Origin of the sequence: Corynebacterium sp. HMSC062A03, assembly GCF_001811145.1 — a bacterium.
GTDB classification, from domain to species: Bacteria; Actinomycetota; Actinomycetes; order Mycobacteriales; family Mycobacteriaceae; genus Corynebacterium; species Corynebacterium aurimucosum.
Map to the genome: position 1 here is coordinate 73,071 of NZ_KV803680.1, position 23,557 is coordinate 96,627.

The following is a 23,557-nucleotide window of genomic DNA, read 5'->3' on the forward strand; positions in this document are numbered from 1 at the left end:
TTTAGAGTACATCCCCTGCTGCGCGTAGAAACGGATTAGTCGCGCGTTCACGACGCATGGTCGTCGTCGGGCCGTGGCCCGGCAAGATAGCAAGGGAGTCATCAAGACCCCACACCGGACCGCGCAGTGAACGTTGCATCGCGGCGTGGTCGGAGTGTGGCAAGTCGGTACGCCCGATGGAGCCTTTAAATAGCACGTCGCCCGTCAGGGCAATCCCCTCAGCCACGAGGATGACACATCCCGGGGAATGGCCCGGTGCATGGAGCACATCAAATTCAAGGCCGACAAGACTCAACGTTTCCCCGCCGATCAAGTCGCGGCGGTCCACTACCTGCTTCATGGAAGCGGCAGCAAAGAGCATCTGCGACTCGGGGGACACACCGGAGCCATCCACCAGCATGAACGCGTCATCCGGGTGGATGTAGACCGGTAGGTCAAACTCGGCAGCGTCGCGCGTGTGATCAATGTGGCCGTGGGTGAGCACGACGGCTTCAAACTCCAAGGACTTCTCACGCGCGAGCTGCTCAAGCTTCTCGCGCGTGTGCATCCCTGGGTCCACGATGAACGCCCGGGAACCGTTAGCCACCACATAGGTGTTGGTTTTATAGGGCCCAGCGGCGAAACCGTAGATTTCGGGAGCGCTCATTACTTGAGAGCTGCCAAAGCTGCGTCGTAGTCCGGCTCGGTCGTGACCTCCGGAACCAGCTCGGTGTAGGTCACCTTGTGCTCGGCGTCGGTGACGATGACCGCGCGGGCGAATAGGCCCTTGAGCGGGGAGCCTTCCAGGACAAGACCGAGCTTATCGGCGAAATCAGAGCGGAAATCAGAAGCGCTGACGACGTTCTCGATGCCCTCCGCAGCGCAGAAACGCTCCTGCGCGAAAGGCAGGTCGCGGGAGACGGACAGGACAACAGTGTTCTCTAGACCAGCTGCCTCTTCGTTGAACTTGCGCAGCTGTGCCGCGCACACACCGGTGTCCACGGATGGGAAGCAGGACACCACCAGGCGCTTGCCTGCGAAGTCAGCATTAGTCAGCTCTGCCAAGTCGGTTCCCACGAGGGTGAAGTCCGGCAGGGCGTCACCAACCTTGGGCAGCTCGGCATTGGTGTCGACGGGTTTATTCTGAAAATTCGTTGTAGCCATGGCACCCAAGCGTACTGACCCGCGGGGCGGCTCGCCACGGTGAACAACGGTGCGGTTAGGATGAGTGGGTCGAAAGTTTGTGAACCACCACAGTGAAGGAAACATAGGTGTCTACTAACAGCCAGCGCTTGGATGATGCGCTCAATCAGCTCGATCGCGAGCTGAAGTCCCGTGACCGCAAACAAAAGAGCCGCCCACTGGGCGTTGTGCTCATGGCGGCCGTGGTCATTATCGCTCTCGTTGGCGGTATCTGGTTCCTGTCAACGCGCTCATCAGAGGAGGAGGAGATTCAGGCCGAGGAAAGCTCGGCTGCGAACACCACCACCGAAGCCCCCACTGCCCAGGCTTTGAGTGGCAAGCGCGCTAAGCCCCTTGGTGAGACCGTCACCTGCGAATACCCCGAGACCGGCGACGCTTCCCGTGAGGTCCCCACCCCGCAGGGCAAGGGCATTCCTGCCAAGGGTGAGGTGACCGTCAACTTCGCCACCAAGCAAGGCGATATTGAAATGACTCTTGATCGCTCCCTAGCTCCGTGCACCGTCAACGCGATTACAGACATGATTTCGGCAAAGTACTACGACGACACCGTGTGCCACCGCATGACTGATGGCGGCATCTTCGTCCTGCAGTGCGGTGATCCCACCGGCAAGGGTTCCGGCGGACCTGGCTTCCAGTTTGCTAATGAATACCCCACCGATGAAGCTGACGACACAGCAATGGCCCAGCCGGCTCTGTACCCGAAAGGTTCCATCGCCATGGCTAACGCCGGTGAAGACACCAATGGTTCCCAGTTCTTCATTAACTACAAGGACTCGCAGCTTCCGCCTGCCTATACCTACTTTGGCAACCTGACGGAGAAGGGCCAGAAGACCATCGACGCCATTGCCGCTAAGGGCGTCAAGGATGGAAAATCCGATGGTGAACCTGCTGAAGAGGTTCGCATCACCAAGGCCACCATCGAAAGCTAAGTTTTACCCCCTTTACGGTGATCAGCCTCGCACACGTTCAGTGAGCGGGGCTTTTCCTTTCCCGTCCCTCACCATCCATCACGGTCTAAGAATTTCTTAGCCTTGAGCTGTTCATTTAGCAAAGCATTCTTCGCCCAAAGGCGTCATATCGTGATAAACCCAGCTCACATGCGACAGTCAGCAGACCTTCAGACTCGCTATTCGAATGGTAGAACCCTTGCAAAACGCGTAGTGCCTCAGTAGCATCTGTGAGGTCTTTGAAATTCCCGAGATACCTAAGGAACGAGAATGAAGCTCTTCTCCCGTAAGGCACTTGTTGCTGCCGCTACCGCCGCTACCGTTTCCCTGTCCGGCGTGACCGTTGCTACCGCTGAGACCACCAACGATGACACCGCCGCGGTAAACGACACCACCAACGACACCAACACCAACGAGGACGCCGGCAAGGACGCTCCTGAGTCTGAGGGCAAGAACAACACCAACACCGGCGACAACGGCAAGGACGGGAACAAGGACAAGGACAAGGACGAGGAGTCCTCTTCCTCTTCCTCCAATGACTCCGAGGGTTCCTCCATCTCCGACATGAGCCCGCGTGAGATCCGCGACTGGATCGCTGTCTTCACCGCTATCATCGGCGCTCTGGGCACGGTCTTCGCTTTCTACAACAAGAACTTCGCTAAGTAAGTCAGACCGAATAGCTCAGACTTTCCGTTCACATTCGAATCAGATTAGGACCACACCATGAAGTTCTTCTCCCGTAAGTCCATCGTTGCTGCTGCCACCGCTGCAACCATCGCTTTCTCCGGTACCGCAGTTGCTTCCGCAGCCCCGGTTGAGGATGACAGCTCCTCCAAGGCTTTCTTCGCTCTCTCCTCCGACGATGAGGGCAACATCAGCCCAAAGGAGATCCGCGAGTGGATCAAGGTCGTCACCTCCATCATCGGCGCCATGGATGACGCTATGCGTCTCGGCGACAAGCTCGCCGGCACCAAGTAAGCCACTGGCTCCGTACACTCCTCTTGCGCACTCCGCGCAGGAGGAGTTTTTGGTTTTCCGTCCCACCAGATACGGTGCCCCCGATAGGGTCGACGCGGCTTCTTAAGCACTCAATTTCTCAAGAAGCCAGAACATACAGGCTAGTCCGGTTCATCCACTTCCTCGATGCGCTCGGCGCCGAGGACGTCCTTGAACACGGAGGCATCAACAAGCTGGCCTCGACGGATGACAGAAATTTGGCCGGTTGGCTCCAAAATCATCAGCTGCACATCGCTGCGCCGGCCCAGGCCAGCTTTGCGCACTGCGGAATTGACGTCTCTCTCGGTAATGTGGGCGAAACTCATATTGTCTTCTTGCAGCTGCCCCTTGTACACGAGCAAGACTGGCTTGCGGTCGATGAACCGTGACCACGTCACCAGTTGGCGGAAGGTACCGAATGCGGCCTCCAAAAGCATCAGGGTGAAAAGTCCAATGATGCCGGCGGCGAGCGTCGGCGGGTTTCCCACGATGACGCGGCCAGAGACCGCACCAAACATAATGATGATGACGGCGTCAGAGGCAGTGATGGACGTCAGAACACGGCTGCCGAAAAGCTTGACCAGGACCATGAAGGCCAGATAGATACCCAGCGTTGCGAGCATCACCAGGGGGATGCGGTGAAGCTCAATGCCGAGCTGATACATTGCCTCGCGTCCAAAAAGCCTCAGTGTATCCACACCCTACTACCCTACCTTCCGGAAGAAAAAGCTAAAGCCCGCACCGTAGTGCGGGCCTGTACATCAGAAGTGACTAGATGTTGAACTGCTTGCGCAGCTGCTCAATTAACTGCTGTACCGGAGCTGGGAGGGCTGCTACCGGCATGTTAATGGCACCAATGACGGCTGCGATAGCAGCCGCGATTGCGGCAAAGATTCCCACGCCCAAGCCGATAGAGGACCCTACGTCCTTGGCAGAACCGCCGTCCTGAGAGCCGTCATTGCCGTCTAGGAACAGCGGCAGAACTGCTTCAGTACCAGCATCGGTAGTGATGTGCAGTTTCTCATCGCCCACCAGCTTCTCCGGGAGTGTGAGCTTGACGGTCGCGCGGCCGCGCTCCCCGAACTGCTCGTCACCGGGCTGTGCTGCGTTGTCAATGTCTGCCTCGGCCTTAGCGTCACCCAGTGCAACGGTGACCTTCTTAGCCTGTGGCTCTTCTGCGTTGGAGTAGTTCAGGGAGGAAAGGTCGACTGTGATCTCCTCCCCCGGCTTCAGGTCACCAGACACGTGGGCACCAATCTGGCCCTGGCCGGTGCGAACCTTGGACTCGCCGGAAGCGATGTAGTCAATCATCGCCTGGGTGTCCATGTAGCCAACGTCATTGCGGTTCTTGATGGAACCGGGCTCGAAGAAGCCATCGCCGCCGGCCTCCGTCTCGCTGGAGGCAAGGAAGGAGGACAGAGCAATGCTGTAGTTCTTCTCCGGGTCAATCGGTTCACCGTTAATGGTGACAGACTTAACGCGCTTGCCCTGCTCAGCCTTCTGGTCGTAGACAACGGTGACGTTGTTGGACAGGCCCAGAGCCAGGCGCGGGCGGGACTGGCCAGGCTTCCACTGGTTCTCCAACGCGGTAATGAAGTCTGCGCCGCTAACCTCCGCGGTGATCACGTAATTACCGAATGGCTGAACGGCAAAGATGTCCTGGTAGGAAACATCACCTTGCTTGAGGTCGGCGCGCACACCGCCTGCGTTCATGACACCGATTTCGATGTCCTTGTCCGTCTGCTTAGATAGAGCATAGCGCTGGCCATCGGCAATAAAGTTGTTGAGGGTCGACTCCACACCGCGGTTGGTACCGGTGTCCTTGCCCTCATCAGAACCGCGGTACATGGCCTTCTCGGTGGTACCAGCAGTCTTGGCACCCTCAATCTCCGCTACCTTCTTTGCTTCCTCGACAACCTTAGCTACCTCGGGGTCGTCTTCGAGGCCCTGCAGCTGAGCGAAGACATCTGCGTCGGCCACGTCGTACTGCTTGAGATCAATCTTGGTGATCTTCTTCTCGGCCTTGTCGTAGGTGATGTCGGCGTCGTTAAGCACCTTGCCGTACTCGTAGCCCTGTGCCCAGTACAGCGGCAGTGCGTCCTCACGAGCAACCTCGCCCTGGGTCTTGACGTGAGTATCACCGCCAAAGAGGATATCCACATCCTTGTTGAAGCCCTGCGCGAACTGCTGAGCATCCTCGTGCATGAGCGCCACTACAACCTCGGCCTCGCCGGATTCCTTCAGGCGGCTGGCTTCCTTATTGGTGGCCTCGACGGGGTCGGAGAACTCGACACCTGGGATGGAGGCGGCGGACACCTTGTACTTGGTGTTGGTGGTAACGGTGCCAACGAAGCCGACCTTCACACCGTCTACCTCCTTGACGAAGGAAGCATCGAGCAGGGGCTTGCCATCCTTGGTGACGTTGGCGCCCAGGATCGGGAAGTTGGACTGGTCCTTGATACGGCCCATCAGGTCATCGGTGCCCTTGTCGAACTCGTGGTTGCCCACAGCCGTGACATCGAGGTTCATGGTATTGAGGGCCTCGTTGGTGTACTTGTCTTCAGAAATTGCAGACACGAAGGCGGAGCCGCCAACGTTATCACCGGCGGAGGTCAGGGCGTACTCCTGATCCTTGTTGACGGCCTTGATGAGCGCAGCCATGCGAGCAGCACCCATCTCGGTGTAGCCGCTCAATTCCTTAGTGTCCTTGTCGAACTCCTCAGCCAGCTCAAGGTGGCCGTGGAAGTCGGTGAAGTTAGTGACGGAGAAGGTCACTTGATCAGCCTCGGCGGCGAAGGCAGGTGCGCCGGAGATAGCAACGGCGGTAACGGTGGTGGCGGCCAACAGCTGGCCAAAGCGACGGAAGTTCACGTAGGTCTCCTGAGAATGAGAGGAATCTTGTCCACGTGTTTATAACGCATACATCACAATGGCGCAGCGCATGCTGAGACCACCACCAGCGGGTTTACGTAGGATCTTCTACGGTTTCACCCAGGCGCAACCTTGAGTTCAGCCACGCACCCCCGAATCAGGGGTGGCGGGTTAGGCGGTGACGCGATAAACGTCGAAGACACCCTCCGTGTTGCGCAACGTTGTCATGAGCTGGCCCAGTTGCTTGGTATCGGAAACCGAGAAGGAAAAGCGCACGGTCGCGATGTGATCATCACCGCGATTGGACGTCATCGACAGCACATTGAGGCTCTGCTCGCTGAAAATTCGCGTGAGCTCAAAAAGCAGGCCTTGGCGGTCGATGGCCTCCAATTGCAAGGTTGCGGCGAATGCACCGGAGGACTTCGGCCCGCCGGCCCACTCCACCTGCATCATGCGCTCCGGCTCGGACTTCAACTTTTCGGCATTGGTGCAGTCCGCTCGATGGACAGACACGCCACCGCCGCGGGTGACGAAACCAAAGATGGCGTCACCAGGCACCGGCTGGCAGCACTTCGCCAACTTGGCCATGACGTCTGGGCTGCCCTCCACCAAGATGCCGGTACCAGTTGCGGAATCCTTCGTGTGCTGAGCACGGGAGTTCTCCAATTCGCTCAGTGGGGTACGCGAAGCCAAGGCATCGACGGCATCGTCTTGGTCCCCGAACAGGGCCATGAGCTGGTTGGCAACGTGCTGTGCCGACACGTGACCCGCGCCAATAGCGGTATAGAGTGCATCCACATCGGGATAGTGCAGCTGCTCAGCCACCTGCTTCATGGAGCTGGCGGTAAACAGGCGGTGCATGGGCAAGCCGCCGCGCTGCACCTCAGCAGCCAAGGCATCGCGCCCGGCCTCGAGGTGCTCTTCACGGCGTTCTTTGGCAAACCACTGCCGCACCTTCGTCTTCGCCCGAGGCGATACGAGGAATTCCTGCCAATCCCGCGAGGGGCCAGCATTCGGATCCTTTGAGGTAAAAATCTCGACCTTATCGCCGGACTTCAGCTCCGATTCTAGAGCCACGAGCTTGCCGTTGACCTTTGCGCCGATGCACCTGTGGCCGACCTCGGTATGCACCGCATAGGCGAAGTCCACAGGGGTGGACCCCGCGGGCAGATTGACCACGTCACCCTTGGGGGTAAAGGCAAAAATCTGCTTGGCTGTCAGGTCATAGCGCAGCGAATCCAAGAACTCGTTGGGATCTGCAGCTTCCTTCTGCCAATCCAGCAGCTGACGCATCCACGCCATCTGGTCCACTTCTTCTTGGTGGCCCGAGTTCTTGCCCTTAGTTTCCTTATAACGCCAGTGGGCGGCCACGCCGAACTCCGCGTTATAGTGCATCTCGTGCGTGCGCACCTGCACCTCAAGGGTGGAACCGCCGGCCCCAATCACGGTGGTGTGCAGTGACTGGTATACGCCGAATCGCGGAGAGGAAATATAATCCTTGAAGCGCCCTGGAAGAGCTTGATACAGCGAGTGCACCACGCCAATGGCCGCGTAGCAGGAATTGATGTCATCGACGAGGATGCGGATTCCCACGAGGTCAAAAATCTCCGCGAAGTCGCGGCCGCGCACGATCATCTTCTGGTAAATCGACCAGTAGTGCTTCGGGCGCCCCATGACCTCGGCCTCAATACCATTAGCCTTGAGAGCCTGGCCTACCTGGGCCTTGATTTCCTTCAGCGCTCGATCGCGTGAGGGAGCACGATCCGCCACCATGCGCACGATTTCGTCGTACTTCTTTGGGTACAGGATGGCGAAGGCCAAATCCTCAAGCTCCCATTTGACGCTGGCCATTCCTAGGCGGTGAGCCAGTGGCGCAATGACATCGAGAGTCTGGCGTGCCTTCTTCGCCTGCTTTTCGGGCGGCAGGAAGCGCATGGTCCGCATGTTGTGCAGGCGGTCGCACACCTTGATAACGAGCACGCGCGGGTCGGTGGCCATGGCCACGATCATCTTGCGGATTGTCTCTGCCTCCGCGGCGGCACCGAGGGCGACCTTGTCAAGCTTCGTTACGCCGTCGACCAACCGGGCCACTTCGGGACCAAAGTCACGGGTGAGGTCCTCCAGCGAATAGTCAGTATCTTCCACTGTGTCGTGGAGCAAAGCCGCCGCGACAGTCGTGGTGTCCATACCAATCTCAGCCGCAATGGTCGCTACCGCCAACGGGTGCGTGATATAGGGCTCGCCGGATTTGCGGAAAACGCCTTCGTGCAGACGCTGTGCCGTGGTGTAGGCATTGTTGAGCAGCTCCGCATCCGCCTTCGGGTGAAATTCCCGGTGGATCGACATCAACGGGTCCAGAGCCGGATTGATCTTTACTCGACCACCTGTCAGGGAGCGGGCCAATCGCGCGGACATGCCGCGCACACTGCCTGGCCGCCATGCAGTCTTGTCCTGCTTTTCAGTCGTCATGTCTGCCTCCGCGAAGTAGCTTAGGCATACAACCTTAGTCCTTCGTCCCCATCTGGTTGAGCACAATCAGCGGAGAACCTTGCAGGCGCTCGCGGCCCTCAAGTCCTTGGACCTCTAGGACCACGACGTTGCCCACGACCTCAGCTCCAGCGGATTCCAAGAGCAAGGTGGCGCCGTGGAGTGTGCCGCCGGTGGCGAGGACGTCGTCGACAAGCACGATGCGCTTGCCCTTAATATCAATGCCGCTACTGGGGATTTCCAGTGCTGCAGTGCCGTATTCCAGCTCGTACTCCTGGGTCAAGACGGGCGGTGGGAGCTTGCCCTTCTTGCGGATAGCCAAGATTCCTAGTCCCAGCTTGTAGGCTACGGCTGAACCAAGCAGGAAACCGCGTGCATCGAGGCCGCCGATCATGTCTGCGCCGAGCTCCTTGCAGGCCTCTGCTAAGCCATCGACAACGGCGGTGAAGGAATCTGCGTCAGCCAACACCGGGGTCAGATCCTCGAAAAGAATTCCCTCCTCTGGGAAATCCTGGACAAGGCGCACCTTATCCTTCAAGGCTTGTGCTGCTGCGACGTAAATCTCGCTCACGACTCTTCCTTTGTTTCAGTTGCTGTTGTGGGGTTATAGCTCCAACGGTCGAGGTTCCACCCGATACCCGCAAGGCCAGTGTAGGGCACCACGCCGGTGACAGCGCGGTCGACAATGAATGTGCGAGGCTGCGCGGCGATGGGAATAGAGGGCAGCTCCTCCCACAATTCCTGCTCCAGATTCCGCAGCGCCGCCGCGTGTTTCACGCTAGAGGACGGCGCGGAATGCTCACGCATCGGGTCTACGGCGCCGAGGTAGACATCTATCTCCGGCTGCCCAGTTGCAGGATCCGCGGCCAATTGCGCACGGGAAAGCCGCTCGCCGGAACGGTCCTCCACCATGATCCCCGCAGGTTCGCACGCGGCGCGGAGCTCCTCCACCATCGCCTTATAACGCGGGTTAGGCCCGAGGTAACCCACTCCGATGGTGTAGCCGGACAGACCGGATGCCGTTGCATTGTCTACAGGAACGGTTGTCAGCGAAGACATCTGCGCCGCGACCGGATCATCATTGCGCACGGTACGGACGGTGACAGCGGGGACGTCCACGCCAGATTCCTTCGATGAGACCTGCGCCAAGTGCTGTGCATCCACACAGGCCGCAAAGGCAGCGCGTGCCCAGGGCTGAGAAAAGGTCCCAGCATCGGAGAATACTAAGGTGTCTGTCAGGCTTCCTGCCGAAGACGTCACCTCTACTGGCTTGCCTTCTGCATCCCGGTCGAACCACGACGGTGACGCGGTGGCAGCCTCGGCAACGCGGAGCTCATCTGAGGCAACAAACGCGGCAGCGTCTGCGCTTCTCGGAAGCATGAGGATCTCGCGCAGGGTCGGCTTATCGCCGTAATAGTTATCGTTGGCGGTGAGCACAATGGCACCGTCATCCTCAACGCGCTCGATTTGATAAGGACCGAAGGAAACCTGTAACTCCGGGTCAAAGCGCCCAGGCTCCGTAGAGAAACCATAGCGCCACGCCTCTGCTACCGGCTGCAAAGTAGCTACGTCCTGAGAATGTAGAGCTGCATTGAGTTCTTCGAGGTTCATATCAGCCCGCTTGGCTAACACGTGTGCTGGGACAACCGAACCCGGCCCAAACAAATACCGCCACCGCGAGCCGGCATCAGGTGTAAACCATACGGTGAATTTCTTGCTGTGGGGCGCGCATTCCACTTCTGTCACTTCCTCCATCAGGGGAAGGTGGGAACCGAAAATTTCGCTCAGCTGCCCGGCGGTGAAGGCCAAAAGGTAATCATCACAGGTCACGGCTTCACCGTCAGCAAAACGTGCTTGCTCAGTGAGCGTGAAGTCCACGTGCGCCCCAGCGTCCTCACCCTCGGCAGCGAAGAACTCGGCATCGGCAAGATCTGAATTAGGGACCATCTGCCCCGCCGGGCCCGGTACGTAGAGTGCCGGGAAAACACGGCTAGCCAGCTGGGCCGCCCCCACCGCATCCCCCCACGCCGTGGCTGCATTGCTGGTGGCAATGGGGGCGTCGGCCAGCACCGCAAAACGCGATGGCGGGGTGTCTTTGTCAAGGCCGCCTTCCTGTGCCCCGCATGCGGTCACAGTAAGAGCTACCGCGGCACACAGCGCCGCGAATGATGGACTACGCACGGCTTAGCGCCCAGGGCGCCAGGACGCCCCACCGGACTCGTCGCTACGCGGCCCGGATTCGGTCTGTGTTGCGGCTGGTGCAGAAGCTGCGGCCGGGGATGCCACGGTGCGTGTTGCCTTCGGCGCATCCTCATCCTCTGCTTCTGCAGTCCACCCCTCGGCGCGGTAGGCAGCGACCACCTCATTGTGCTTCTTAACGCTCTTGCGCTGATTCGACAAGGTCACCAGCAACGTGGTGGCCAGGAAGATGGAGGAAAAGACACCTTCAATAACGCCAATGAACTGAACCAATGCCAGATCGCGCAAAGTACCAATGCCCATTAACCACACGGCGACGATGAACAGCGCGATGATAGGCAAGGCCGAAATCACCGAGGTGGAGATGGAACGCATCACGGTCTGGTTGACAGCCAAGTTAGTGAGCTCGGCGTAGGTCTTCTTGCGTTGGCCTTCCAGCCCCGTTGTATTCTCATCCACCTTGTCGAAGACAATGACGGAATCGTAGAGGGAGAAGGTCAGGACTGTCAGCAGACCGATGATGACGGCCGGGGACACCTCGAATCCGAAGAGCGCGTAGATGCCCGCGATGAAGACACCGTCAAAGATGAGCGCGAGGATAGCGGCAAAAGCCATATCGCGCTGCAGGCGGACCGCCACATAGATGGTAGCCAGCACGAGGAAGACCGCCATGGCAATAACCATGCGTTGGGTGATCGACGAGCCCCAGGATTCCGACACCGTCGAGGAGCCAATTGCATCCGGGCTCGGCTTGCCGTTGTCATCCTTGACTTGGTAGGTCTCAAAGATAGCCTGGCGGGCTTGGTTAACCTCATCTTGCGACAGGCGCTCGGAGGTGATCTCCAGAGTCTCCGAAGAACCGGCGCCCACAATCTGCACCAGCTCCGGAGTGACACCGGTGGCTTCCGTGAAGGTTTCTTCTACCTGTTCAGTAGAAAGATCGCCTGCAGGCATGTTGAGCTTCGTGCCGCCCTCGAAATCAAGGGACAGATTGAAGCCGCGAAGTACGATAGCCAGGATCGAGGCAATAAGCAGCACGCCGGCGATGGTGTACCAGGTCTTAGCCCGGCCCACGAAGTCAAATCCACTGCCGTCCACATAGAGACGGTCAAAACGGGAAATCTTGCGGTTAGTAGTTTCGACAGCCATGGTTACTTCTCCTCATCCGTAGCAGTAGCGACGGGTTTCTTGGCCGGTTTGGCATAAAAGCCGCGTTCACGGCGTTCCTCCACAAGGTTGTAAATACCGCCTAGGCCGTTCATCGACGGCTTGGCAAAGGCTGGGCGGCTACCAAGAAGCTGCATGAGCGGTGCCATGATCAGGAAGGATACGACGAGGTCGAAGATGGTGGTGAGGCCCATGGTGAAGGCAAAACCCTTGACGGCGCCAATGGACAAGAAATAGACCACGACGGAGCCGATGAGGGTCACGGCCTTACCTGTGACAATCGTTGCTCGCGAACGCTCCCAACCAGTGCGGGTGGCGGAGCGGAAGGTACGTCCGCTCAAGAGCTCATCCTTCATACGCTCGTAGTAGACGACGAAGGAGTCAGCGGTGGCACCAATACCGATGACCAAGCCCGCCATGCCGGAAAGGTCAAGCGAGTAACCGATCCACCGGCCCAGCAGAACCAGTGCGCCATAAAGCAGAACGCAGGTTGCGATGAGGACCAACAGAGCTACCGAGGACAGGGCACGGAAGTAGTAGATGGAATACAGCGACACCAGGATGAGGCCCACGATGCCCGCGATGAGCGCTGCCTCAAGAGCTGCCTTGCCCAGCGATGGCGGAACGGTTTCTACCGTGCCACCCGGCTCGCCGTTAGCGCCGGTAAAGGACAGTGGGAGCGCACCATAACGCAGGTTATTGGCCAAGTTCTGTGCCTCCTCCTGCGTGAAGTCACCGGTAATGGAAGTAGCAGAACCAACCGGGGTCGGGCCTTGGATTACCGGCGCGGAAATCACGGCGGAGTCGAGGGTGATAGCCACCTGCTTCTGGAGGTACTCCTGGGTCAGGGTAGCCCAGGTTTGCGAACCATTGGGGCCATCGCCGGTCTTGAAGGCGAAGTTAATCTCCATCTGACCAGTCTGGGAATTGAGCCCGCCTTGAATCGGGGCGTTGTTATCAATCTCGTTACCGGTCAGGCGAGTTCCGTTCGGATCTTCAATGCCGTCCAGCAGCGGAGCCGGGTTAAGAATATAGGGCTGCTGATTCGAGTAATCACAAGCCACCAAGGGCTTTGCAGGGTCGTCGGTACCTGCCAGCGGATCGGATTCCGCATCACAGGTCATCAGTCCCAAGGCTGCGGTCTGCACGGTGGGGTCTTCGGACTGGCGGTCCTTGAGCAGAACCTCAGTAACCTTGTCGCGGCGCTCAGTTTCCTCAAGGGAGTTCGCTGGGTCCGGAAGCGGCTTTTCGCTCACAGTCGGAGCCGGTGACTTGTCATCCTTCTCCTCGTCCTTCTGATCGCCGCCCTGGGCGGCGTCGGCACTCTGGTTGAGTGCCTCATGGATGGAGGCCAGCGACTGATCAGCATGCTCCGGAGTTACCACCCCGTACTTAACCCACCGGTTAGCCATATCCGTCATGGTCTTCTCAAGCTTGCCCATGTCTGGCATCGGCTGCTCGCCCACTGGGCGGAACAACAGCTGGGAGGTTTGGCCCACGGCCTGCGCCTGGGAGGCATCTTCACCGGGGACGGTAATGACCAAGCTGGAGCCACTGATGACGACCTCAGAACCGGACACGCCCATGCCATTCACGCGCTGCTCGAGGATGGTGCGCGCCTGCTGCAGCTGTTCCTGGGTGGGGTCTTCGCCCTGCGGCACCAGGGTTACGCGGGTTCCGCCCTGCAGGTCAATGCCGAGCTTGGGTGTTGGTGACTTATCACCGGTCAAAAATATCAGCGCATAAACCACGATGACAATGAGCGCGAAAAGCGCCATCGCACGCTTGGGCCATTGCCGTTGACGGCTGCTAACGCCACCACGTTTCGAAGCGGACACAAAGATCTCCTGTGTTGTGAGGAACAGGGCTAAAAATCATAGGTCATGGCAGCAACCGCCGCGCACGCACTGGGCGCCGCGGTGCCTCCATGACTAAAGCACAGTCCACCATGGTACGTCATGGACTGTTGTTTTCCTTAACAGACTTAAGGTACGCGCCCGCACTGTGACGAGCGCAACGCAATCTTAGAGTTTCGGGAAGCGCTCGTCGTTCTCGTCCTCCGTCTCCACTGGCGCATCAGTGTTTGCGCCGGCTGCGTCAGCGGAGCGAACGATGGCCATCGTGTCGAAAGTCATCACCGTGCCGTCCTTCACCTGCAGATCAACCTGCTCGCCGCGGGTTTCGACGACGGTGCCGTGGAGGCCGCCGGCAGTAATCACTTCCTGTCCCGCCTGCAGCGAGGATTGGAGCTTTTGCATCTGCGCCTGGCGCTTGCGCTGCGCTCGCATCGACATGAAGCTCGGCAAGATGACGAGGATGGCGAGAACAAGGAGAAGAAGAAGTTGAGTTCCGTTCATAAAAGGCCAGTGTGCCAGACCGCCCTACCTCCGGGCCAATTAAAAAAGGGTCCCGCCAACCGCTCCCTCGGGCGCCTCCAGTCCTAGGTGTTGCCATGCGGCGGCTGTTGCCACACGGCCGCGGCCGGTTCGTGAGATCATGCCGGCACGCACGAGATAGGGCTCACAGACCTCCTCCACCGTCGATGGTTCCTCGCCCACCGCGATGGCTAGGGTATTCACTCCTACGGGGCCACCGCCGTGGCCTTTGATCAAAGCCCCGAGCACCGCGCGGTCAAGACGGTCCAATCCGCGCTCATCGACGTCGAAGACCCGCAGCGCTGCCTGGGCAGCTGCAACATTAATATGTCCATCCCCGTTGACTTCGGCATAGTCTCGGACTCGGCGCAAAAGCCGGTTGGCAATACGCGGAGTGCCACGCGAGCGGGAACCAATCTCTACCGCGGCATCCTGATCGATGTCCACCTCCAGAATCCGCGCTGCACGGCTAATTACCCGGGTGAGATCCTCAGTATCGTAATACTCCATCTGCGCGGTGAAACCGAAGCGATCACGCAACGGACCAGTCAGCATGCCCGCACGAGTTGTCGCTCCTACCAGTGTAAAAGGCGGGATTTCCAGCGGGATGGACGTCGCTCCTGGGCCTTTGCCCACGATGACATCGATGCGGAAATCCTCCATTGCCATGTAGAGCATTTCCTCAGCTGGGCGGGCGATGCGGTGAATTTCATCGATGAAGAGCACATCCCCCTCCATCAGATTCGACAACATCGCCGCTAGATCCCCGGCCCTCTCCAGCGCTGGGCCCGAGGTCATACGCAAGGAGCTTCCCAGCTCTTGGGCGATGATCATCGCCATGGTGGTCTTGCCCAGCCCAGGCGGGCCGGAGAGCAATACGTGGTCCGGGGTGACACCACGGTTTTTCGCGCCATTGAGCACGAGCGATAGCTGCTCGCGCACCTTGGGTTGGCCAATGAATTCATCGAGGGACTTCGGGCGCAGCGAGCGCTCAATATCGTGCTCGCCCTGTTGCTCTGTGGCGTCCACATCCTGGTTACGCTGCGGGGGCGAGCTTAAATCCATCCCCTCCGGAAGCTTAAATTCAGTGCGTTCTACGTCTGACATGTCACCCACTCTCCCCTATTTCTTGGCGCCAAGCTGGCTCAGCGCTGCGCGCAGCACCACCGGCGTCGCCGCATCGGGTTGCTCTGCCGCCACGGATTCCACCACGGGGCGGGCCATTTTATCAGTAAAGCCCAACCCAATAAGAGCCTCAACGACATCCTCAACCACCGGCCCGGCGGCAGCCGGGGCAGCAGCCGAGAGATCCGCGCCTTCTGCCGGGGCGAAAGCCTTGACCTTATCTTTGAGCTCCAGAATCAACCGCTGTGCAACGCGTTTTCCCACTCCCGGGATTTTCTGCAAGCGTGCGGCCTCCTCCCCCGCAATCGCCTGTGCCAAATCGCCCGCGCTCATCACGGACAGAGCAGCTAGAGCCAGTTTTGGCCCCAGCCCAGAAACCGTTTGGAGGACGTGGAACATATCGCGGTCATCCTGACTGGTGAAGCCGTACAGCGTCATCGAGTCTTCCTTTACCACGAGCGTGGTCATGATCCGCGCTTCCTCGCCACGCTGTAGGGTTCCCAGCATGGCCGGGGTGGCCAGGACCTTATAGCCCACGCCAGCGCATTCCAGCACGGCATGATCAAGCTGGATGTCTAGGACGGTTCCGCGCAAAGATGCAATCATTAATAGGGTTCCTTGGTGTGAGTAGTTGTGCCAGTTAGCTTAGGAGGTCGTCTTCGCCGCCCGGGAGACGGATGCGGTACGCGGCGAGGTGCCGCGTACTCCGCTCGTTCGTGCCCCGGCCCCGACGCCAGCGCTCGCATCACCGCCGGTCATCCATGCCAGGGCTGGCGCACGCCAGCAGTGACACACGGCTAGGGCTAGGGCATCCGCAGCGTCGGCCGGCTTAGGCGCCTCACTGAGCCCCAAGATTCGAGTAATCATGGCAGTCATCTGCTTCTTATCAGCACGTCCATTGCCTGAAATTGCCTTCTTGACTTCGGAAGGGGTGTACATGTGCACCGGAATATCCCGCTCTGCTGCGGCAAGGACCAATACCCCAACCGCGTGCGCGGTCTGCATCACGGTTGAGACTTGACCGCGTTCGAATACGCGCTCGAGGGCCACAACATCCGGCTTATAGTCATCCATCCATTCCCGGACTGCCACCGATAGTCGCTTCAGGCGCTCCCCTAAGTCCTTGTCGCTGGGGGTGCGGACGACCCCTACGGCGATGGGAATGACCCCACGCCCACGACCGGCTTGGACAACTGACAGACCGCAACGCGTCAGACCGGGATCAATGCCCATGACGCGCAACCCCTCCAAGTTCACGGCCGCCTCCTCGCCCTTGTTGCACGCGCCCTTGTGAAGCGCTTGTTTATCTAGGAACAGTGTACACACATGTGTTCTAGTCTAGGCAGTCCCCCAAGCCGCTTACTCGCCTCTCCTACTGCGCGGCGTAGAGTGGCGCGCATGTCTCAACATCCTAATGACTATTCAGAATTTATCCGTTCCCGCCATTCACCGCGCGCATTCCTTCCGGAGCCGCTCCCCGCTGATGTCATAAAGCAGGTGCTTATCGACGCCCGATCCGCCCCCTCCAATTCCAATACCCAACCATGGAATGTGCACCTCGTCGGCGGTACGGCACTGCAAGAACTAAGCGCTGCTCTCATATCCGAATTCGATAAGAACGGCATCAACCCAGACTTCACGATTGATTACGGTCAAGGCATTCACCCGCAGCGCTCTCAGCAACTGGCAGCCAAAATGTATGGGCTCCTCGACATTGCGCGTGAGGATAAAGAAGCCCGCACGGAATTTATCCGTGAAAACCTTCGCTTCTTCGGCGCCCCGCACACCGCGCTGCTTTTCATTCCCCCGATGGGTGACCGCATCCGTGCCGCTTTTGACCAAGGCACCTATGCGGAGAATTTTTTGCTCTCGCTCCAGGCGCACGGCTATCACGGCGTCCCGCAGGGCATGATTTCGCTGCTCGCCCCAACCGTCCGTGAGTTCCTGGGCGTGGACGAGGATTACAAACTCGTCACCGCCCTAACTTTCGGCGTAGCAGACCAGTCCAGCCCTGTGTTCAAGACTGCCCCGGGCCGCGCACCATTGTCAGAGACGGTGACTGCTCATGGCATGGAAGGTCTCGAGCTCGACTAGCCTTCTTAGTCCTCGTCCAGCTCGGCTAGGACCTCTTCGCTTAAGTCCATGTTGGTATAAACGTTCTGGACATCATCCGAATCTTCGAGAGCATCGATGAGGCGGAAGATCTTGCGGGCATCATCTGCCTGCAGCGGCACCTCAACGGAAGCACGGAAGTCGGTATCGGTGTCATCGACCTCGATATCGGCAGCAACGAGCGCCTCGCGCACGGCAGGAACATCGCCCGGTGCGCAGGTGATCTCGAACTTCTCGCCGTTGTCATTGACCTCTTCGGCGCCGGCCTCGAGGACGGCGAGAAGGATGTCATCTTCACTGAGTTCGCCCTTCTCCACCATAACCAGACCGGTGCGGGAGAACATATATGCCACGGAACCGGACTCGCCGAGGTTGCCGCCATTCTTAGACATCGCAGTGCGGACGTCCGTCGCCGCACGGTTACGGTTATCCGTCAGGCACTCGATGAGCATGGCCACGCCGTTCGGGCCATAGCCCTCGTACATCACGGTTTCCCAATCGGCACCGCCCGCCTCTTCGCCGGAACCGCGCTTGCGGGCGCGCTCAATGTTGTCGTTGGGAACGGAGGCTTTCTTAGCCTTCTTGATCATGTCATCGAGGGTGGGGTTGGCTGCAGGGTCACCGCCGCCGGTGCGTGCTGCCACCTCGATATTCTTGATCAGCTTGGCAAATTCCTTGCCACGCTTGGCATCGTTCGCCGCCTTCTTGTGCTTCGTTGTTGCCCATTTAGAGTGGCCTGCCATGTCATCCCTTTCGATGTGGCTTAAAAGACTTGTGTGGAAACTGTTGTAATTATACGGCCTCAACGAGCCTCCACCTGCACAGGGGCTGCATCCCGCCTGCATCCACAGCAGAACCCACTGGAGAAAAGTGTTTTAGGCGTTAGAGATTTTGCCAATTGCCATTGGCACTGGAGACTTCGCTGTCGGGATGCAGGGTGCGTGTCAGCCCCTCCTGCACCGCCACGGCCAGTAGCTCGCCGCGCTGATTGAAAATCTTTCCTTGGGCAAGCCCCGTACCAGTTTGTGCCGAGGGACTGGACTGTGAATACAGCATCCACTCATCAACCCGCACTGGTCGCAAGAACCATAGCGAATGGTCCAAACTTGCTAGCTGAATCTTTTCGCCTTGGTGCGGCAGAAGCGCCGTGCGAATCAGCGTCATGTCAGACATATACAACAACGCTGCCTGATGGAGGGACTGCTCGGGGGTGGTAGCAAGCAGTTCACCGGTATTGCGGAACCAGATATTCCTAAACCCGGCCCCGGTGGTTTCGGCGGCAACAGCATCACGGTCTGCGTCCGGAACAAGCCGCACATCCCAGTCTTCCCACTCTTTCAAAATGATGCGGGTGGAATAAGGCGAGCCCTTAATGCTCTCCGGTGTCGGCACCTGCGGCATCGCAGCCTGGTGTTCAGGGCCACTGTCCCCAGACACGTGGAAACCAGCGCTGAGCATAAAGATCAAACGATCCTCTTGAAAGACACGCACATGGCGGTGCACAAATGAGCGCCCATCCCTAACCCGCTCGACTTGGATGGTGGTGGGTGCGCTCGAATCGCCCGGCCCCACGAAGTAACAGTGCAGGGAGTGCGCTAACTTGCCCTCTACCGTCAGCTGCGCTGCCCTCAGCGCTTGCGCCATAATTTGTCCGCCGAAGGTGCGCTTAATCCGCGATGGAACCACAGGGGCGCGGAACTCATCTGTGCCGATCCGCTCAATATCGACCGCCTGGGCCACCGATGCCATGCCCTACTCCCTTCCTTTAGCGTTGTGGCCTACGCCGTGTTATGGCGCCCGCCACACCAACCTCGACCATCCTACTCACATGCTGATCCACGCCCAGAGGTTGCGTACTATATTCCGCATGACTTCCACCACCCCGCACAGCGTGCACCGCGTGGCCGCTTACCTGGAAATGTTCACGTGGGCCCTACTGATCTTCTCGATGATCCTCAAATACTCCGGCGCCACCGAGGCACTCACCCCCATTGCGGGAGGTATCCACGGCTTCGGTTTTCTCTGCTTCTTGCTTATGACGGCGCTGGTATGGATCAACAACCGATGGTCACTCGGCGTGGGGATTCTAGGCTTGGTAGTCACCGTGATTCCCTTCGCGGCCTTGCCTTTTGCAGTGTGGGTTTCGCGGCGCGGACTCGTCGCCGGCCCATGGCGGTTTAGCGATGACGCTCAGCCACGGGGATTCTTCGACAAGATCCTGGCACAGGCCATCCGCCACCCAGTACGCACCGCAATCATCGCGCTGTTCGTTGTAGCTGTAGTCTTTAGCGTTCTGCTCATGTTGGGTCCGCCCGTCGATGTCGAGTCCACCATTGAAAACAATCGCTAAGGCTCCCAGCATCTGGCTTGGGTGGGTGCTGGCACGCCTTTTCCTTATCTACCTACTCCTCAACGAGAAGGGTCCGCTCGGGGACGTTCGGTATTACCTCGAGGGCGTCTACGGCACTAACCCCAGCGACATGACGGAATATCCCCAAGTCGGCACCTGGCCCAGCGTTCTGCTTGCGTGGCTTACTGGCTACGACTTTGAGCGCTATGCCGTCGGCTTTACCGCAATGGTGCTGCTTGCCGACGCCACCTTCCTCGCCCTTCTCCTGCGCCATCACCGGACCACCCCAGGGGCGTATAGCGCTGGGTGGTTCTGGGTGTTCTTCGGCACCGCGGCGGGCCACGTATTCGCATGGCGACTCGATCTTTATCCTGCCTTGCTTGTCGCTGGCGCGGGCGCGCTTCTGGCTACCCGCCCGAGACTTGCCTCGGTTTTGTTGGCTTGGGCCACCGCCGCGAAACTGTGGCCGGGGGTCCTCGCTGCTGGGCTTGTCGGGCGAGCAACCTCTCGCGATACCTGGCAGCGACTAGCCGTGTTCTTTGGAAGTCTCGTTGCCCTGTGCCTCGGCGTGGCTGCAATGACCAGCGTGGATCGAGTTCTCTCCCCATTGACCTATCAAGGAGAACGCGGCCTCCAGATTGAGTCTCTAGCCGCCACCTGGTTCGTCTACCAAGCTCATCACCAGCCTGATGTGTGGACGATGGGATACGCGGCCTCGAAAAGCTTTGAGATCACCGGCCCCGGCGTCGACACAGCGATTGCGTTGAGCAGCATCGCCATGGGAGCGGCCCTCGCGTGGATCGTGGGAGTGGCACTCGTGCACTTTCTGCGCGGGAATTGGAGCCCGCACTCTTCCCTCGTCTTCTTCATCGCGGCGATCCTCCTTCTCATCGCGACAAATAAGGTCTTCTCCCCGCAATACATCGTGTGGCTTGGGCCGATACTAGCGGTGGCGCTTCGCTCCCCTACTCCCACGGCGGCCACCACCCCACGGAAGGTGGCCGCTGACATTAAAGGGGTACGCGCCATCATGGCGGTGCTCGCTGTAGGAACGGCGGCCTTGGGAACCGTCATCTACCCCTATGGGTATAACTACATCTGGTTCTTTGTGGGCGAAAACCCCAACCCGGTCTACGCGCTCCTGTTGCGCAATCTGCTCATCCTGGCAATGACCGCATGTGCCGTCTACTGGCACCTGCTTGAGTACCGTGTGGCAAGAGCGAATCAGGCGCGGGTGTGACAGGGCGGGTGAATCACACGTCGATCTGACTGAGCTCAAAGTACTCCGGCAATTTCGCGGTTCCTCCCAGACGCAGCAGCTTGACGGCTGGCCGCAGGCGCAGCGCGCGGGTATCGCTGACTGCCTCGTTGTAGAAGCGATGCGCTAGGTGGATGCGACCTTCGGCGTCGGCAAGCACGGGCGGGCGTGACTCAAAGCGCTGCGCAATAGCCGCCGAAAGCTCCCGTTCCCGGGCGGCTCGTTCATCGAAATGCCCTTGCACAAGCTCCGTTGACTCTGCGCGCGCCGCGATAGCCTCAAGCTCAGGAGCCAAGGCACTTATCACTGCTGCGCGGCGATCCAGAGTGGCTTCGAGCTGTGCCAAGGCTGCGTCCGTGCGAATGTGGAGCGAGTTGAGCCGCTGCGCCGTGTACAGCGCCCACATACCTAGTACGAGGAGCACAGCGAGGATGATAACTATCTCGATAGCCATTTATGACACCCGGACCTTTGTGCCATCCGCCACGGTCTCGTATACCTGCATGACGGCTGCGGCCACATGATCCCAGTCGTATTCGCGGGCACGCTCCACCCCCGCCCTAATCAAGGCCTGCCGCTTGTCCGCATTGATCACTAAATCCTGCAACACCCGCGCTAAGTCCGTCGCATCACCGTTCTTAAATAAGGCGCCTGCGGGTTTCTCCGAGTCTGCGTTGCACACCGCGGCGAAGGCCTCCAGATCTGAAGCCACCACTGCGCATCCAGCGGCCATTGCCTCAACAAGAACAATGCCGAAGCTCTCGCCGCCTGTATTGGGAGCCACATAAATATCAGCGCGCCCCAAAATAGCCGCCTTCTCGGCATCACTGACACGCCCCACGAAGTCAACCCCCGGAACGCGTCGCGGGTGTCCCCCGCCCATAACCGTCACCCGGACCGGCTGCGGGAGTAGCGTGAGAGCCTCAAGAAGAATGTCCAAGCCTTTTCGCGGCTCATCGAGCCGGCCCAAGAACACAATCTCAATCTCTGAATCATTCTCTTTATGCTCGGCGCGGGCACGCTCGCGCGCATAGACAGAGGTGTCGACCCCATTAGGGATGAGCACAGGGTCCCCTCCCAACTGCTCAACCTGCCAGCGCCGAGCCATCTCTGAAACCGCAATACCTCCCCGAACCTTTTCCAGATACGGACGGAGGAAAGGCTTAGCCAGGGTCAATGCCAGAGAGCTCGAGGCCGAAGCATGGTACGTCGCTACGATGGGCCCGCGCACCACTGCCAGAGCAGCCATGGAATAACTTGGGGAGTTGGGTTCATGGATATGGAGGATGTCGAAATCTCCCTCGCGGATGAAACGCTTAATATTGCGGCGCACGTGCGGGCCAATAGAGAGACGAGCCACGGATCCGTTATAGGTAATCGGCACCGCCCAGCCACCCTTGCGAACAAAGCTGGGAACCTGCGTGCTCGCCGCTGCGGGCCCGAGTACTTCCACGTGGTGTCCTTGCTCAATGAAGACAGTCGCCAAGTCAAGGATATGAGCCTGAACTCCACCGGGTTCGTCGAAGGAATAAGGGCAGATGATGCCTATGCGCATGATCTGTGTTCTGCCTTTCTACTTCTTCTGGCGAGCGGCTCGCCGCCGCTCCACATCGGCGTTCCAATGCGGCTGCAACATGTGCCAGTCTTCTGGATGTGCCCTGATGTTCTCCGCAAAGCCATCCGCAAGGCGCTGGCACGTCTCCTGCAGGTCAGTGACCTCCACCTCGGGGCTGACCGATAGCCCCCAATCCTTACCGTCAAACCACGAGTGCACGACATGGAGTGCAGCTCCTGTCTCGATGGCCAGCTGGGCGGGGCCGGCGGCAACGTTAGCCTCTTCGCCCATGAAGTCTACCGTCACACCGGTGCGCGTGAGGTCCCGCTCAGACAACAAACACACCACCCCACCGCGTTCCAGAGTGTCCTTCAGACGCGGGTAAGGAGAAGAACTGCCACCGGTCAGTGGCAGGACAGTAAAGCCAAGGCTCTCGCGGTAGTCCACGAAGGCGTCAAAAAGCACCTCTGGCTTCAAGCGCTCAGCCACCGTAGTGAAGCCGCCATAGTGCCCCACGCAGAAGACACCCGCCATGTCCCAATTACCGGAGTGCGGAAGCGCAAAAATCACCCCGCGCCCGGAAGCCACGGAGGCATCAGCATGTTCCTTGCCTCGCAGACCTGCCAATAGATGCCTCTGCAGATCCGGAACCGAATGGATAGCAGGCAGACGGAAAGCCTCGAGCCAGTAGCGCATATAGGAGCGCATCGAATCCCGCACCAACTCCCGCGTGACGTTTTCCGCCCCCACGACCCGGCTCAGGTTCTGGCGCAGCTGTTCCATGCCTTGGCCGTTGTCACTTGCCAGATCCGCGCCGCGTTCGAACAGCCAGGCTGCCAGCGGCTGGGGAAGGAAGCGCACAACCTTCCAGCACGCGATGTATGCGGCGGCGGTCAGCCGGTCACGGTCCAGTAGAGCCACGGTTCGGGAGCC

At 59.3% G+C, this 23,557-nt stretch carries 24 protein-coding genes; 6 read left to right on the top strand and 18 right to left on the bottom strand.

Annotated elements, in window-relative coordinates; genetic code table 11:
- Position 1 precedes the first annotated feature (1 nt).
- Both HMPREF2781_RS06665 and tpx read right to left on the bottom strand, forming a co-directional pair.
- Positions 2–646, bottom strand: a complete 645-nt coding sequence (locus HMPREF2781_RS06665; protein WP_070446822.1) for an MBL fold metallo-hydrolase — start codon at positions 644–646, stop codon at positions 2–4.
- Entirely contained in the window at positions 646–1,143 is a 498-nt protein-coding gene (tpx, locus tag HMPREF2781_RS06670) for a thiol peroxidase (RefSeq protein ID WP_070644883.1), read from the bottom strand. Before tpx ends, HMPREF2781_RS06665 begins: the two co-directional genes overlap by 1 nt.
- 107 nt (positions 1,144–1,250) lie before the next feature.
- Between tpx and HMPREF2781_RS06675 the strand changes: the two genes are divergently transcribed.
- The 3 genes from HMPREF2781_RS06675 to HMPREF2781_RS06685 all read left to right on the top strand — a co-directional run bounded on the left by HMPREF2781_RS06675 (position 1,251) and on the right by HMPREF2781_RS06685 (position 3,107).
- Positions 1,251–2,111, top strand: coding sequence for a peptidylprolyl isomerase (locus tag HMPREF2781_RS06675; protein WP_070644885.1), 861 nt, complete (start codon positions 1,251–1,253; stop codon positions 2,109–2,111).
- A 288-nt stretch (positions 2,112–2,399) separates the two neighbouring features.
- Positions 2,400–2,795: a hypothetical protein gene (locus tag HMPREF2781_RS06680; RefSeq protein ID WP_070644887.1), complete on the top strand. Its 396-nt coding sequence runs from the start codon at positions 2,400–2,402 to the stop codon at positions 2,793–2,795.
- Between the two features lie 57 nt (positions 2,796–2,852).
- Positions 2,853–3,107: a hypothetical protein gene (locus tag HMPREF2781_RS06685; RefSeq protein WP_070446814.1), complete on the top strand. Its 255-nt coding sequence runs from the start codon at positions 2,853–2,855 to the stop codon at positions 3,105–3,107.
- Between the two features lie 140 nt (positions 3,108–3,247).
- On the opposite strand, the gene HMPREF2781_RS06690 is transcribed toward HMPREF2781_RS06685, so the two are convergent.
- From HMPREF2781_RS06690 to ruvC, 11 genes are all read right to left on the bottom strand, one after another.
- The gene (locus tag HMPREF2781_RS06690; RefSeq protein WP_210386015.1) at positions 3,248–3,790 is read right to left on the bottom strand and encodes a DUF421 domain-containing protein; all 543 of its coding nucleotides are present in this window, start codon (positions 3,788–3,790) and stop codon (positions 3,248–3,250) included.
- A gap of 106 nt (positions 3,791–3,896) precedes the next feature.
- The gene (locus tag HMPREF2781_RS06695; RefSeq protein WP_070644889.1) at positions 3,897–5,996 is read right to left on the bottom strand and encodes a bifunctional metallophosphatase/5'-nucleotidase; all 2,100 of its coding nucleotides are present in this window, start codon (positions 5,994–5,996) and stop codon (positions 3,897–3,899) included.
- A gap of 171 nt (positions 5,997–6,167) precedes the next feature.
- Positions 6,168–8,465, bottom strand: a complete 2,298-nt coding sequence (locus HMPREF2781_RS06700) for a RelA/SpoT family protein (RefSeq protein ID WP_070446810.1) — start codon at positions 8,463–8,465, stop codon at positions 6,168–6,170.
- Between the two features lie 34 nt (positions 8,466–8,499).
- Entirely contained in the window at positions 8,500–9,054 is a 555-nt protein-coding gene (locus tag HMPREF2781_RS06705) for an adenine phosphoribosyltransferase (protein ID WP_070644891.1), read from the bottom strand.
- Positions 9,051–10,664 (bottom strand): ABC transporter substrate-binding protein, encoded by a 1,614-nt coding sequence (locus HMPREF2781_RS06710; RefSeq protein ID WP_168163682.1) that lies wholly within the window; start codon positions 10,662–10,664, stop codon positions 9,051–9,053. Before HMPREF2781_RS06710 ends, HMPREF2781_RS06705 begins: the two co-directional genes overlap by 4 nt.
- Positions 10,665–10,667: 3 nt before the next feature.
- Positions 10,668–11,831 (bottom strand): protein translocase subunit SecF, encoded by a 1,164-nt coding sequence (gene secF, locus HMPREF2781_RS06715; protein WP_070644894.1) that lies wholly within the window; start codon positions 11,829–11,831, stop codon positions 10,668–10,670.
- A gap of 2 nt (positions 11,832–11,833) precedes the next feature.
- On the bottom strand, positions 11,834–13,627 hold the full coding sequence (secD, locus tag HMPREF2781_RS06720) for a protein translocase subunit SecD (protein WP_210386016.1): 1,794 nt from the start codon (positions 13,625–13,627) through the stop codon (positions 11,834–11,836).
- A 246-nt stretch (positions 13,628–13,873) separates the two neighbouring features.
- Positions 13,874–14,206, bottom strand: a complete 333-nt coding sequence (gene yajC, locus HMPREF2781_RS06725) for a preprotein translocase subunit YajC (RefSeq protein WP_070644898.1) — start codon at positions 14,204–14,206, stop codon at positions 13,874–13,876.
- A 39-nt stretch (positions 14,207–14,245) separates the two neighbouring features.
- Positions 14,246–15,331, bottom strand: coding sequence for a Holliday junction branch migration DNA helicase RuvB (ruvB, locus tag HMPREF2781_RS06730; protein ID WP_070446798.1), 1,086 nt, complete (start codon positions 15,329–15,331; stop codon positions 14,246–14,248).
- 15 nt (positions 15,332–15,346) lie between these two features.
- A complete protein-coding gene (gene ruvA / locus HMPREF2781_RS06735; protein ID WP_070446796.1) occupies positions 15,347–15,955 on the bottom strand; it encodes a Holliday junction branch migration protein RuvA in 609 nt (202 codons plus the stop codon).
- Between the two features lie 39 nt (positions 15,956–15,994).
- Complete coding sequence (ruvC, locus tag HMPREF2781_RS06740; protein WP_070446956.1) at positions 15,995–16,606, bottom strand: crossover junction endodeoxyribonuclease RuvC; 612 nt, start codon at positions 16,604–16,606, stop codon at positions 15,995–15,997.
- 141 nt (positions 16,607–16,747) lie between these two features.
- Here ruvC and HMPREF2781_RS06745 point away from each other — a divergent pair, with 141 nt between their 5' ends.
- Positions 16,748–17,443 carry a nitroreductase gene (locus tag HMPREF2781_RS06745; RefSeq protein ID WP_083308533.1) on the top strand — a complete coding sequence of 232 codons (696 nt, stop codon included), beginning with the start codon at positions 16,748–16,750 and terminating at the stop codon, positions 17,441–17,443.
- 5 nt (positions 17,444–17,448) lie between these two features.
- Here the strand turns inward: HMPREF2781_RS06745 and HMPREF2781_RS06750 are convergent, their stop codons facing one another.
- Positions 17,449–18,204: a YebC/PmpR family DNA-binding transcriptional regulator gene (locus HMPREF2781_RS06750; protein ID WP_070446794.1), complete on the bottom strand. Its 756-nt coding sequence runs from the start codon at positions 18,202–18,204 to the stop codon at positions 17,449–17,451.
- 139 nt (positions 18,205–18,343) lie between these two features.
- Complete coding sequence (locus tag HMPREF2781_RS06755) at positions 18,344–19,210, bottom strand: acyl-CoA thioesterase (RefSeq protein ID WP_070644900.1); 867 nt, start codon at positions 19,208–19,210, stop codon at positions 18,344–18,346.
- A gap of 118 nt (positions 19,211–19,328) precedes the next feature.
- Between HMPREF2781_RS06755 and HMPREF2781_RS06760 the strand changes: the two genes are divergently transcribed.
- Together HMPREF2781_RS06760 and HMPREF2781_RS06765 are read left to right on the top strand one after the other, a co-directional pair.
- Entirely contained in the window at positions 19,329–19,811 is a 483-nt protein-coding gene (locus HMPREF2781_RS06760; RefSeq protein WP_070644902.1) for a DUF3817 domain-containing protein, read from the top strand.
- A 25-nt stretch (positions 19,812–19,836) separates the two neighbouring features.
- Positions 19,837–21,051, top strand: coding sequence for a DUF2029 domain-containing protein (locus tag HMPREF2781_RS06765; RefSeq protein ID WP_070644904.1), 1,215 nt, complete (start codon positions 19,837–19,839; stop codon positions 21,049–21,051).
- Positions 21,052–21,064: 13 nt separating this feature from the next.
- Here HMPREF2781_RS06765 and HMPREF2781_RS06770 read toward each other — a convergent pair whose 3' ends face one another.
- The 3 genes from HMPREF2781_RS06770 to HMPREF2781_RS06780 are packed head-to-tail and all read right to left on the bottom strand — an operon-like array spanning position 21,065 to position 23,545.
- The gene (locus HMPREF2781_RS06770; RefSeq protein WP_070644906.1) at positions 21,065–21,523 is read right to left on the bottom strand and encodes a hypothetical protein; all 459 of its coding nucleotides are present in this window, start codon (positions 21,521–21,523) and stop codon (positions 21,065–21,067) included.
- Positions 21,524–22,624: a glycosyltransferase family 4 protein gene (locus tag HMPREF2781_RS06775; protein WP_070446789.1), complete on the bottom strand. Its 1,101-nt coding sequence runs from the start codon at positions 22,622–22,624 to the stop codon at positions 21,524–21,526. It abuts the gene before it with no gap.
- 18 nt (positions 22,625–22,642) lie between these two features.
- A complete protein-coding gene (locus HMPREF2781_RS06780; protein ID WP_070644908.1) occupies positions 22,643–23,545 on the bottom strand; it encodes a phosphatidylinositol mannoside acyltransferase in 903 nt (300 codons plus the stop codon).
- Positions 23,546–23,557 lie beyond the last annotated feature (12 nt).

Bases quoted from the DNA above. Each gene is read 5' to 3' on its own strand.
- HMPREF2781_RS06665 (WP_070446822.1), bottom strand. From the start codon at position 646: ATGAGCGCTCCCGAAATCTACGGTTTCGCCGCTGGGCCCTATAAAACC.
- tpx (WP_070644883.1), bottom strand. From the start codon at position 1,143: ATGGCTACAACGAATTTTCAGAATAAACCCGTCGACACCAATGCCGAG.
- HMPREF2781_RS06680 (WP_070644887.1), top strand. From the start codon at position 2,400: ATGAAGCTCTTCTCCCGTAAGGCACTTGTTGCTGCCGCTACCGCCGCT.
- HMPREF2781_RS06685 (WP_070446814.1), top strand. From the start codon at position 2,853: ATGAAGTTCTTCTCCCGTAAGTCCATCGTTGCTGCTGCCACCGCTGCA.
- HMPREF2781_RS06690 (WP_210386015.1), bottom strand. From the start codon at position 3,790: ATGTATCAGCTCGGCATTGAGCTTCACCGCATCCCCCTGGTGATGCTC.
- HMPREF2781_RS06700 (WP_070446810.1), bottom strand. From the start codon at position 8,465: ATGACGACTGAAAAGCAGGACAAGACTGCATGGCGGCCAGGCAGTGTG.
- secF (WP_070644894.1), bottom strand. From the start codon at position 11,831: ATGGCTGTCGAAACTACTAACCGCAAGATTTCCCGTTTTGACCGTCTC.
- secD (WP_210386016.1), bottom strand. From the start codon at position 13,627: ATGGCGCTTTTCGCGCTCATTGTCATCGTGGTTTATGCGCTGATATTT.
- yajC (WP_070644898.1), bottom strand. From the start codon at position 14,206: ATGAACGGAACTCAACTTCTTCTTCTCCTTGTTCTCGCCATCCTCGTC.
- ruvB (WP_070446798.1), bottom strand. From the start codon at position 15,331: ATGTCAGACGTAGAACGCACTGAATTTAAGCTTCCGGAGGGGATGGAT.
- ruvA (WP_070446796.1), bottom strand. From the start codon at position 15,955: ATGATTGCATCTTTGCGCGGAACCGTCCTAGACATCCAGCTTGATCAT.
- HMPREF2781_RS06745 (WP_083308533.1), top strand. From the start codon at position 16,748: ATGTCTCAACATCCTAATGACTATTCAGAATTTATCCGTTCCCGCCAT.
- HMPREF2781_RS06750 (WP_070446794.1), bottom strand. From the start codon at position 18,204: ATGGCAGGCCACTCTAAATGGGCAACAACGAAGCACAAGAAGGCGGCG.
- HMPREF2781_RS06755 (WP_070644900.1), bottom strand. From the start codon at position 19,210: ATGGCATCGGTGGCCCAGGCGGTCGATATTGAGCGGATCGGCACAGAT.
- HMPREF2781_RS06760 (WP_070644902.1), top strand. From the start codon at position 19,329: ATGACTTCCACCACCCCGCACAGCGTGCACCGCGTGGCCGCTTACCTG.
- HMPREF2781_RS06770 (WP_070644906.1), bottom strand. From the start codon at position 21,523: ATGGCTATCGAGATAGTTATCATCCTCGCTGTGCTCCTCGTACTAGGT.
- HMPREF2781_RS06775 (WP_070446789.1), bottom strand. From the start codon at position 22,624: ATGCGCATAGGCATCATCTGCCCTTATTCCTTCGACGAACCCGGTGGA.